The organism is Pseudomonas mendocina (assembly GCA_037482215.1).
In the GTDB taxonomy this organism is placed as follows: Bacteria; Pseudomonadota; Gammaproteobacteria; order Pseudomonadales; family Pseudomonadaceae; genus Aquipseudomonas; species Aquipseudomonas mendocina_E.
The window spans coordinates 3,765,556-3,776,113 of record CP148074.1; the positions used below are offsets into that span (position 1 = coordinate 3,765,556).

General features: G+C 53.7%; 10 protein-coding genes. 8 read left to right on the top strand and 2 right to left on the bottom strand.

Features of this window, described 5'->3' with window-relative positions; translation table 11 throughout:
• Nucleotides 1-14: 14 nt before the first annotated feature.
• Nucleotides 15-1,112: a glycine oxidase ThiO gene (gene thiO, locus WG219_17575; protein WXL28035.1), complete on the bottom strand. Its 1,098-nt coding sequence runs from the start codon at nucleotides 1,110-1,112 to the stop codon at nucleotides 15-17.
• A 27-nt stretch (nucleotides 1,113-1,139) separates the two neighbouring features.
• Here thiO and WG219_17580 point away from each other — a divergent pair, with 27 nt between their 5' ends.
• The 8 genes from WG219_17580 to WG219_17615 all read left to right on the top strand — a co-directional run bounded on the left by WG219_17580 (nucleotide 1,140) and on the right by WG219_17615 (nucleotide 9,524).
• A complete protein-coding gene (locus tag WG219_17580) occupies nucleotides 1,140-1,712 on the top strand; it encodes a GspH/FimT family protein (GenBank protein WXL25093.1) in 573 nt (190 codons plus the stop codon).
• A 124-nt stretch (nucleotides 1,713-1,836) separates the two neighbouring features.
• Nucleotides 1,837-2,355, top strand: coding sequence for a GspH/FimT family pseudopilin (locus WG219_17585; GenBank protein WXL25094.1), 519 nt, complete (start codon nucleotides 1,837-1,839; stop codon nucleotides 2,353-2,355).
• Nucleotides 2,356-2,368: 13 nt separating this feature from the next.
• A complete protein-coding gene (pilV, locus tag WG219_17590) occupies nucleotides 2,369-2,956 on the top strand; it encodes a type IV pilus modification protein PilV (GenBank protein WXL25095.1) in 588 nt (195 codons plus the stop codon).
• Nucleotides 2,953-3,786 (top strand): PilW family protein, encoded by an 834-nt coding sequence (locus WG219_17595; protein ID WXL25096.1) that lies wholly within the window; start codon nucleotides 2,953-2,955, stop codon nucleotides 3,784-3,786. Before pilV ends, WG219_17595 begins: the two co-directional genes overlap by 4 nt.
• Nucleotides 3,787-3,797: 11 nt before the next feature.
• Nucleotides 3,798-4,352, top strand: coding sequence for a PilX N-terminal domain-containing pilus assembly protein (locus WG219_17600; GenBank protein WXL25097.1), 555 nt, complete (start codon nucleotides 3,798-3,800; stop codon nucleotides 4,350-4,352).
• 11 nt (nucleotides 4,353-4,363) lie between these two features.
• On the top strand, nucleotides 4,364-4,690 hold the full coding sequence (locus WG219_17605) for a hypothetical protein (GenBank protein WXL25098.1): 327 nt from the start codon (nucleotides 4,364-4,366) through the stop codon (nucleotides 4,688-4,690).
• A gap of 14 nt (nucleotides 4,691-4,704) precedes the next feature.
• Complete coding sequence (locus WG219_17610; protein WXL25099.1) at nucleotides 4,705-9,078, top strand: PilC/PilY family type IV pilus protein; 4,374 nt, start codon at nucleotides 4,705-4,707, stop codon at nucleotides 9,076-9,078.
• On the top strand, nucleotides 9,078-9,524 hold the full coding sequence (locus WG219_17615) for a type IV pilin protein (protein ID WXL25100.1): 447 nt from the start codon (nucleotides 9,078-9,080) through the stop codon (nucleotides 9,522-9,524). Before WG219_17610 ends, WG219_17615 begins: the two co-directional genes overlap by 1 nt.
• A gap of 62 nt (nucleotides 9,525-9,586) precedes the next feature.
• On the opposite strand, the gene ispH is transcribed toward WG219_17615, so the two are convergent.
• Nucleotides 9,587-10,531 (bottom strand): 4-hydroxy-3-methylbut-2-enyl diphosphate reductase, encoded by a 945-nt coding sequence (gene ispH, locus WG219_17620; GenBank protein ID WXL25101.1) that lies wholly within the window; start codon nucleotides 10,529-10,531, stop codon nucleotides 9,587-9,589.
• Nucleotides 10,532-10,558 lie beyond the last annotated feature (27 nt).

Consider the following 10,558-nt stretch of genomic DNA (forward strand, 5'->3'; position numbering starts at 1 on the left):
AGCCGAACCCTACTTTAAAGACGCGATGCTGGCGCATACGGCGTCGGATCAATGATCGGCTCACCGCCCACCAGCAAATCCACCAGCAACTGGCAGGATGCTGGGGCCAGCACCAGCCCATTGCGGTAATGGCCGCAATTGAGCCAAAGGCCTTCATACCCCGGCACAGGTCCGATATAGGGAATGCCTTCTGGAGAACCCGGGCGCAGCCCAGCCCAATGCCCAACGACTTCAGCATCCGCCAGCTCAGGCAACAACTCCTGCGCCGATGCTTTAAGACTTTCTAATGCCTCGGTGCTCGGGGTTTTATCGAAACCGGCATGCTCCAACGTACTGCCCACCAAGATATGTCCATCCCGGCGAGGAATGGCGTAGCGACCTTTGGCTAGCACCATGCGCGGCAAAAAGTCCTCAGCACATTTAAAGAGAATCATCTGCCCTTTAACTGGCTCCACCGGTAACGACAGCCCAAGTGTTGCCAACAGCTCACCACTCCAAGCTCCAGCAGTGAGCACTACCTGCTCTGCACGCAGCTCACCCTGAGCGGTGCGAACACCACAGATGCGCCCGTTCTCCGAGACAACCCCCTCAACTGGGCAATGCTCCAGCAGCTTCACATTATCCATCGCCACCAGCGCAGCCCGCAGTGATTTGACCAGACGCGGATTACGCACATTGGCCACACCCGGCATAAAGATCGCCCGCTGAAAACCCGGACCAAGCGACGGCACAGCGTCGTACACCGCACTCATATCGACCTGATGCAGCGGCCGTCCCTCACGCTGCGCCCAAGCCAGCGCCTCGGCTTCGTCATCCAGATCCAGCCAGTACAGACCTGTCTCATAGACCTGTGGATCGACCTGCGTACGCTCAAACAACTCTTGCCCAAGACGCGGATAAAAATCCTGCGACCAATGCGCAAGCGCCGTCACCACCGCACTGTACCGCCAAGGGTATAGCGGCGAAACAATCCCGCCCCCTGCCCATGAGGACTCACAACCAACCGCTTGGCGATCCACGACAGCAACGCTCTGCCCTTGGGCAGCAAGCTTGTAGGCAGTGAGTAAGCCGATGGCTCCGCCACCTACAACCAGCACATTCAACACAACAATTACTCCAAAACACGGAACGTTCAGGTCATGCTCGAAATACACTTTCCTTCGAACACGTCATGCAAAAGACGGAGCCATAACAACCAGCAAAAAGGCACAAGCCTGCTGGAAGCAGTGGTGGCGATTTGTTTAATAGGCATCATATTGGCTGCGGCCGTACCAGCATTGGGCTCATGGAACGCACAGCAGCGGATGAAAAGCCTGCATATCGGCCTACTTCGACAAATCAATCTCGCCCGTTACCACGCCATGGTTCAACAAAAACGAGTCACACTTTGCCCATTATCAGTGAGCGGAAGCTGCAAAAAAGACTGGAGTGATTCAATCAGCGTATTTATTGATGCCAACGGAAACCGACATCTGGACCCAGATGAAGAACTGCTGAATACGATGTTGGTTCCGCAAAGTATAAAACTTCACTGGCGAGGTATGTCGCCTAATAATTCAATGCACTTTACCCCTCTAGGCATCACGTTGCTGAGTAACGGCACAATGAGCCTTTGTTCGCTCAGACCCGACACACGAAACCTGAGCCTCACACTTAACCCTCAAGGAAGGGCAACACACTTTTCGCGCCCCGCTAACTGCCCACCAAATTGACAATCGGATCACAGCGGACACGACCACTCAGCGGTACGAAAGAACCAGATATCCTGATTCCACTTGTCCAATAATAAGCACCCGGCAATGCTTAGTAGCAATCTGCCGGGACTGCGCATAAAAAATGAAGCCAAAACATTCAGGATTCACCTTAATTGAGCTGATGATCACCTTGGCATTGTTGGCCATCTTGCTAGGCATTGCCGTGCCTGCGGTTCGCGACTTTATTGTCAAGCAACGGGTCAGCTCAGCCACAAACAGCTTGATAATGAGCTTGGTATTTGCACGTAGCGAAGCCGTGAAACTCAATCGTGACGTCCGGGTTATACCGGCAACGACAGCGGCTAACGGCTGGAACAACGGCTGGTGCCTGGGCCCCGTTACTATTGGCACTGATTGCAACCACGCGGATGTTATTCGCGTCTTCAGCGCCAACAATGACGTGCAAATAGCCAGCAACACCGGCAGCAGCCCGAAGATCGACTTTCGCCGTGACGGCACCGTTAACCATCCAACCGATACAGCACTGAAAATCACTGCTGACGGCCTTCCGGCAAACTCGGAGTCAGCCCGCTGCATTCGTGTCAGCTCACAAGGCCGCCCTGAAGTGAGACACATCTTGCCCGCAGCCAACTGCAATTAAACAGGACCTCACTATGTCGCTCATGTTTAACAGAGAACGGGGAGCCTCACTGATTGAGGTAATGGTCGCTCTTTTGATCTTCACGGTTGGCTTGTTGGGACTGGCCGCCATGCAACTGACGTCCCTGCAAAGTGTGGCTGACAGCGGGCAGCGTTCACAGTCAGTATGGCTGCTGCAGGACTTTGTTGAACGCATGAGAGCCAACCCCGCTGGCACACCAGCACAGTACGCAGCTGCGGCCAACTGCGCCGCCTTACCCAACCCGATGTGTGCGGACTACTTCAACCCAAGCACCAATACTAAAGTCAACGGCAGCCAGTGCAGCGCGGCTCAGATGGCGGCATTCGATGTCTGGGAAGCACGCTGCAGCTATACCGGCGTGGCCAACTTCAACCCTAACGATGCACGCTTCAATAGCCGGGACTACATCACTGCCCCCGCGCAAGGTGCTCTTATTGATACAACGGTTGTTGGTGGAGATCTTGTGCTAAGTATCAACTGGGCTAACCGCAGCGCCACAACGACTACCGATATCAACAATAACAGGGTGCTAAGTGCCACCAGTGATGGCAGCACCAGCGATGTAAGGATCCTGCGATGAAAAAGCCTAGCCTGGCGCCCAAGAATCAGCGCGGTCTTTCCATAGTAGAACTGTTAGTAGCCACAGTTATCGGGCTGCTATTAATGACAGGCGTGCTGCAAGTCTTCTTTGCTTCAAAGCAGACCTACTCCAGCAATGAAGCAGCCTCACGACTACAGGAGAACGGACGCTTCGCTTTGGAGTTTATCGCTCAGAACGTGCGTATGGCCGGTTATTTAGAGGCGGCTAACTACAAAAAAAGCGCCCCAATGGCTATTGCAGGCCCTGGTTGCGGTATTAGTGGCATGTGCAGCACTCAAGGAGTTGGTAGCGGCTCCGACACACTGAGCGTGGGCTTACAACCACGCCTGATAGACGGCGTACGACGCGACTGCCGTGGCAACCCGCTCACAGGCGCAAACGCAAACACAGAAACAATTCTGAATCACTTCGAAGTCATTACCCCTGCTGCGGATCCTGCCAAGCCCAATGAAATCCCAACGGGCTCTTTGACCTGCAAATCTTGGAACCTCAGCCAGTCGACCTGGGTGAACAACGCAACAGCTTTAGCGCTGGTCGAGGGCGTAGATGCAATGCAGGTGCAATACGGGATCGGTACAGGTACGACAGAGGATGGTGTCCGTCAATATGTCTCAGCAGATCGCGTGACCAATTGGAACAACGTAGTCGCAGTACGCGTTGCAGTACTGGCCAACTCTGTAACACCTACATCCCCTCGCACACCTGTGCGCCCTTATATCTTGTTAGATGCAGCCCCCTTTATCCCTCGAGATGATGGACGTGCACGACAAGTCTTCACCACAACTATCAATTTGCGTAACACCTATTAAGGCTAGTCACTATGACTTACTTAGCGCATAAGCATCAGGCAGGGGCGACCTTAATTGTGGCCCTAGTGTTCTTGGTGGTTCTGACCATTGCGGGCATTACAGCGATGCAGTTCTCGACCATGGAAGAACGCATGGCAAGCAACTCCCAATTCCGCAATGAAATGTTTCAGGCGAGCCAAAGCACCCTTGAGGCCAACTTTGCGGCAATCAATGCCAATGCCGCTGGCAGAGCACTATTACTGCAAGCCTCTAATGCCGGCAGTTTTAGTAGCGGAAGTGGAAGTTACCCGCAACGGCTAACAAACGATGAGCTAGCTCATCTCGGCTTACCGAGCACGGCAAGTCGAGCGGTTGACGGCCTTACCCCCCCGACCAACCCTGGCTTCAGCGTCTTGCGTAACACACACCCAGGAGGCAAGTGCGAGAGCGTCGCACTCGATGCCTCTAGCCTGGAGAAGTTTGAGTGCGTTGGATATGAACTTCACGTGCGCGAAGAGTTGGCTAACGGGGCTTACTCAGATCAGTCACTGGGACTGCGCTTTATGAACATTAAGTCCGGTAACTAGGGTAATTGAACATGAAAAACCTCATTCAACAGTCCCTCTTGGCTGGCATTCTGTCTCTAGCCCCTTTTACTCAAGCTCAAGAAGCCATTGAGGACGATAGCCTGATTCTGGAAAAGGCCAGCGTCACCATTCGCATGATGAACAACAACCCTTATGCCGAGTTACGCCTCTGTGAGGGTTGCCCACTACGGCTGCTGCCCTTCACTCGTGACGCGCAGATCTACCTCAAAGGTCAACGCCAAACCAAGCTCGTGCTGAGCGATGGGCAAGTCCTGCTCGGGACAGTTTTTGTGCAAAGCAAGCCGGTCGACTCGATCAGCGAAATCGTAGCCCTTTGACAGGAAGTACCTGCATGAAAACTCGCTCATTTTTGATTATCGCCGCAAGTTTCTTGTACACCAGCCTTGGGCTGCAGAGTGCTCTGGGCGATGACACGGAAATCTATGTCAGCCGCCAGCTTCCAGAGGATCAACAGGTTCGCCCGAACCTCCTGTTCATCATCGATAACTCAGGCTCTATGGATGCAGCTGTTGCAGGCACCACCTGCCCAGCAGCCGATCGCAATATCCGCAATCGATGTGTCCGCAGCAACAATACTTACCGCAAGACCCGTATGCAGGTGGTTAAAGACGTTACTAACGAGTTGATTGACGAGCTTCAGCTCAGTAACGACGTTAATATTGGCCTCATGCACTTCGACTTCAGCAGAAGTGACAACGGCGGTATGGTCGCGATCCCTGTTGGGCGAGTCGGCAACGTCGCTACCTCGTTTAAGAGTGAACTGAACAGTCTGTATGCTGGTACCAATACGCCTCTGTCTGAAACCTATTACGAGGCGGCCATGTACATGAAGGGCTTGGCCCCAAAGTTTGGTAACAACACCGTGGCGGTCTATGAAGATGGCAATAGCTATCGATCCGTCAATAAACCCAGCGTGGCTGGCTCTAAAAATGGCAGTAATTACCTAAGCCCCATCCAATACTCCTGCCAAAAGAGCAACATCATCCTGTTAACTGACGGAGCCCCTACACAGGACACCTCCGCAAACAGCGACATTAAAAGACTTGTAAGCGTGTCAGGAGCAGCCAATACCTTGCACCCTGGCAGCACCTGCGGCAGCAGCAACGGCGAGTGCATGCCCCACCTCGCCGAGCATCTTGCCAATCAGGACATCAGCACAAGCCAACCCGGTAAGCAAACCGTCAATACTTACACAATCGGCTTTGCGACCAACCAGACTCTTTTGCAAAACACTGCCACCGCAGGCAACGGGCGCTATTTCACCACCGATAACACATCGGGCCTTGTGGATGCACTCAAGTCCATTCTGGTTGAGATCCTTGCTGAGAACACCACCTTCGCCAACCCTAGTGTTGCCGTGAGCGCTTACAACAACTTGGGCTACCGCAACGACATGTATTACGCGCTGTTCCGTCCGGCTGAAGGCGCACGCTGGGTTGGCAACGTGAAGCGGTACAAACTAATCACTGACAGCAGCAATAACGCCGTTATTGTTGATAAGAATGGATTACCTGCTGTAGATGACAGCACAGGTTTCTTTAAGGAATCCGCTTCCAGCTACTGGTCTAACCTTGACGGTAAAGACGTCGGTAAAGGTGGTGTCGGTGGGGTATTGCCGGAGGCCAACAACCGTAATATCTACACCTGGACCAAAGCCGACAGAAGCCCGACCGCCTCTGCGGGTGTAACGGGCAGCGCGTCGATAACAGACTCAGCTAACCTGCTGAGCACTGCCAACAGCGCACTTACAAACGCACTCATGGGCGTGGCCAGTGATACGGATAAAACAGCCGCTATCACGTGGGGACGCGGCCTGGATCCAGCGACCAATCAGCACCGCAGGCAGGTGGCTGATGTACTTCACAACGAACCTCGTCTGGTCGCCTATGCCACAGATGAAGACCTGGAGCGTTTAGAAGCGATCAACGCAGGTGGCTCACAAGTAACACCTGAACAGCTATATATGTTCTTTGGAACCAACGAAGGCTTTATCCATGCAGTTGATCCCAAAACCGGCATAGAGAAATTCGCCTTTATTCCCAAAGAACTTCTGCCGAACTTGAGTGCTTATCACAAAAACGCCAAGGGGAGCGATGCTAAGCGATACGGCATGGATGGCCAGTTCAACCTGTGGACTGAATACGGCCCTGTCAATACCAACACCAAAAGTCGCCCAATCACTAAAAGCATCCTCTATGCAGGAATGCGCCGTGGTGGCCGCAACTACTATGCGCTGGACGTTCTGAACATTAATGCACCTGCTCTTAAGTGGGTCATTAAGGGAGGTACAACCCCTGGGTATGAAAAACTGGGGCAGACTTGGTCTACGCCAAAACTAGCGAATGTGAAAGTCAACGGCACAACGACCAAAGTCCTCATCTTTACTGGTGGCTACGACCCTCAGCAGGACATCGACAGCCCGAACACCCCTCTTGCAAGAGATACCTACGGCAACAGCCTGTACATTGTTAATGCTGAGACAGGTCAGTTGATCTGGCGAGCAGGCCACAACACTGAGGCGGGAGCGAACCTCCAACTGGAAACACTCACGCATAGCATGCCTGCCGACCCTTTGGTGATCGATATCGACAGCGATGGCCTAACCGACATCATCTACGCAGTTGACAGTCGTGCGCAGATTTTCCGTTTCGATATCAATAACGCTAACTCTGGCGTGAGCAATCTGGCCACTGGGGGGCGGATCGCCAACCTCGGCGGTAGTGATGCCCTCAATAACCGCCGCTTCTTTAACTCGCCGGACGTAGCATTAGTCCGTGACCGGGGAGAAGACCCGTACCTGGCAATCTCCATCGGTTCAGGCTATCGCGCGCACCCACTTAACGAAGACACCATCGACCGTTTCTATGTACTGAAGGATAAGAACGTCTACACCAAACCTGCACAGTACACATCTATCACAGAAAACGACTTGGTCGATGCGTCCAGCGTTAACTTAACCGACGCCGAGGCAGCGCGGGTTCTTGCAGAGATTGCAACTAAGGAAGCCCAGATCACAACGCTTAACAATAACGTTAACGATGCCAGAGATAGGTTTGCTGAGTTCAAGGACAGCTCAGGCTTTACTGACAAATACAATGCGATGCTCCAAGCCAACACCAATGCCAATGATCGCCAAGCGGCCATGGATCTGATATTGGCGGAGAATCCATTTGTTACAGCACACGCTCCAGAATCCAGCCAGCAAAGCCAGCTACAGGACGGACTGCTGTCCGCCCAGACTGCCTTGGCAGCGCTAAAACAGGCAACCGACGCTGCTATCCAAGAAGCAACGCTGAAAAATCAGGCCTATGAAGCAGCGCGTGTAGCTCGAGATGCGGCCAGCGCTGCACTTGTAACGGCTCAAGCAAATCTAGCTGCTGACCCAGGCAACAACCTATTGCAGGACGCAGTGAATGCAGCCATTGCGGCAGAATCATCAGCCGAAACGGCCTATCAAACCGCAAGCGCCGCATTGACAACGGCTGTCAACAAGAAGGACTCACTCTCTAACCAGACTAATCAACTGGCGTCCGTCTACGACAGCATAGTTAACCTGCAAGACAGGCTGAGTCAGAGTTATCAAAGTGTCCTGAACGCTGAGGCGGCTCTCACCGAAGCAAGAGCAACAGGGGCGGATGATGATACTCAGCGCGCACTCACTGAAGGGCTTGAAAGCGCCAGAGAGGCCTACCAGACCAGTTCTGACGCAATCTCTCGCTTGCAACTGAATGAAGGCAATGTAGATCCCTCTATCAACCTGCAAAGCTTATTGAGCAACATCAACCAGTCACTATCGAATAATGATCTGGCAGCCATGCAGGTTGCTCTCGACTCATTAACTAGCCTAAGTGGCAGCGACGGCTCTCTCAGCCGTACAGTAGATGATCTGCTGGGCCGTGATGAGGTCGGCAAAGCCGCTGAGTTGACGCAAGCAGCTGAGAACGACGCAAATAACGTCAGCGTACTGAACAGTCTTGAAGCTCAGCGCCTGGCCTTTGCAGGAGAAGCCTCCACCGCACAAGCACAGGCGAATGCTATTACCAATCAGCCTTACGGTACCTCGACGCTCCTGACGGCGGCACAGCTGCAGGCAGCCAAACTACTCTACGGTGATGACATCACCCTGTTTGAGGCCTATCAGTACCTCATCGACACAGCCCAAGCCAACACGCTGGACCCATCTAATGGCCTGCCAGCATTGAGAGCAGCCATTAACAGCCTCTATTCTCAGCTGACGCCAGGTAACAGCTATGTGCCGAACCATGAGCGTCTGAAGCAGAGCTCTGGCTGGTTCTTGCGCCTACCTAAAGGTGAAAAGGTTCTCTCATCGCCACTCATCTTCCGTGGCGCAGTATTCTTCAGCACATTCAGCCCCCGCGGAGAAACCGTTACCACCTGCGGTCCGGACGTCGGACGCGGTCGCAGCTATGTACTCAACCTGACAGATGCCAGCGGTATTCTGACCCAAAGCGGCACATTGATCCGCAGCTATGCACTGGTTCGTTCGGGCATCCCACCGTCGCCAGCCGTAGTTTTCCGCGACAATGCCCCGCCAGCTGTAATCGTGGGCACAGAGATTCTGGGTGATAAACCGAAGTGCACAGGCGAAAACTGCCCGACAAACCAATTGGAGTGCACGGGCCCTGTAGGCTATTGCGATAAAACCATGAAGAACGTGAATAAAACTTACTGGAGAGAAAACTAATGCGCCGTCAGCAGGGCTTTACCCTGATTGAGTTGATGATCGTTATCGTAATCATCGGAATAGTGGCTGCCATTGCGTATCCTAACTACCAGCAGTTTCTTCTCAAGTCAGGACGCTCGGATGGCCATTCAAAGCTTACGCAGGTTATGCAGGCTCAAGAGCGCTATTACTCGCAAAATCAAACCTACACAACGAACCTTGGGGCGGCTCCCAATGGATTGGCATTCCCTGGCATCGCCGCTAACGCTTCGGTACCAAGTGATGAGGGCCGTTACAACATTACTGCACAAGCCTGTGCCGCAGGTATTCCACTCGCCCGCTGCGTTGCATTGACCGCTACCGCGGCAGGCCCACAGACTGCTGATGCAGAATGCGGGAACCTCACCCTCAATAGCCAAGGTGTCAAGGGCAGAAGCGGTACAGCGGCTCTTACAGCCTGCTGGTAACCAGCCAGAAACTAAAAAGCCCCGGTACTCCAAATACCGGGGCTTTTTAGTTTCTGGCAGCGTTAGAGCTGCTTCACCCTCAACTCTTTCGGCATCGAGAAGGTAATATTCTCAGGACGCCCAGCCAACTCTTCAGCATTACTCGCGCCCCAGCTTACCAGTTGCTGAATTACGCCCTGCACCAACACTTCAGGTGCTGAAGCTCCCGCTGTAATACCGACATTCTGCGCTGAAGCGAACCACGTCTGGCTCATATCCTCAGCGCCATCAATCAGATATGCCGGGGTGCCCATGCGCTCGGCCAGCTCGCGCAGGCGGTTGGAGTTAGAGCTGTTTGGGCTACCGACGACCAAGAGCACGTCGCACTCTGAGGCCAGCTGTTTAACTGCGTCTTGACGATTTTGCGTGGCATAGCAGATGTCGTCCTTACGCGGGCCACCAATGGCTGGAAAACGTGCACGCAGGGCATCAATCACCTTGCTGGTGTCGTCCATGGACAACGTCGTCTGCGTGACGAAAGCCAGTTGCTCAGGGTTATTCACCTGCAACTCTGCTACATCTTGTTCATCTTCAACCAAGTAGATCGCGCCGCCATTGGAGGCGTCGTACTGCCCCATGGTGCCTTCCACTTCAGGGTGTCCTTCATGGCCGATCAGGATGCATTCGCGCCCTTCCCGGCTGTAGCGCACCACTTCCATATGCACCTTAGTCACCAGTGGGCAGGTTGCATCAAACACCTTCAAACCACGGCGGTCCGCTTCATCGCGCACGGCCTTGGAAACACCGTGAGCGCTGAAAATCACAATGACGTCGTCGGGCACCTGATCCAGTTCTTCGACAAACACCGCTCCGCGGGCGCGCAGGTCCTCGACCACAAACTTGTTGTGCACCACTTCGTGACGCACGTAGATGGGCGGGCCGAACACTTCGAGTGCGCGGTTTACGATTTCAATCGCACGGTCAACACCGGCGCAGAAGCCACGGGGATTGGCGAGTTTGATTTGCATGGCGCGCTCTCAGGCTGGTCGCATTCG

Excerpts from the sequence above, each read along its gene's own strand:
- WG219_17580 (WXL25093.1), top strand. The coding sequence starts at position 1,140 with ATGCTCGAAATACACTTTCCTTCGAACACGTCATGCAAAAGACGGAGC.
- WG219_17585 (WXL25094.1), top strand. The coding sequence starts at position 1,837 with ATGAAGCCAAAACATTCAGGATTCACCTTAATTGAGCTGATGATCACC.
- pilV (WXL25095.1), top strand. The coding sequence starts at position 2,369 with ATGTCGCTCATGTTTAACAGAGAACGGGGAGCCTCACTGATTGAGGTA.
- WG219_17595 (WXL25096.1), top strand. The coding sequence starts at position 2,953 with ATGAAAAAGCCTAGCCTGGCGCCCAAGAATCAGCGCGGTCTTTCCATA.
- WG219_17600 (WXL25097.1), top strand. The coding sequence starts at position 3,798 with ATGACTTACTTAGCGCATAAGCATCAGGCAGGGGCGACCTTAATTGTG.
- WG219_17605 (WXL25098.1), top strand. The coding sequence starts at position 4,364 with ATGAAAAACCTCATTCAACAGTCCCTCTTGGCTGGCATTCTGTCTCTA.
- WG219_17610 (WXL25099.1), top strand. The coding sequence starts at position 4,705 with ATGAAAACTCGCTCATTTTTGATTATCGCCGCAAGTTTCTTGTACACC.
- WG219_17615 (WXL25100.1), top strand. The coding sequence starts at position 9,078 with ATGCGCCGTCAGCAGGGCTTTACCCTGATTGAGTTGATGATCGTTATC.
- ispH (WXL25101.1), bottom strand. The coding sequence starts at position 10,531 with ATGCAAATCAAACTCGCCAATCCCCGTGGCTTCTGCGCCGGTGTTGAC.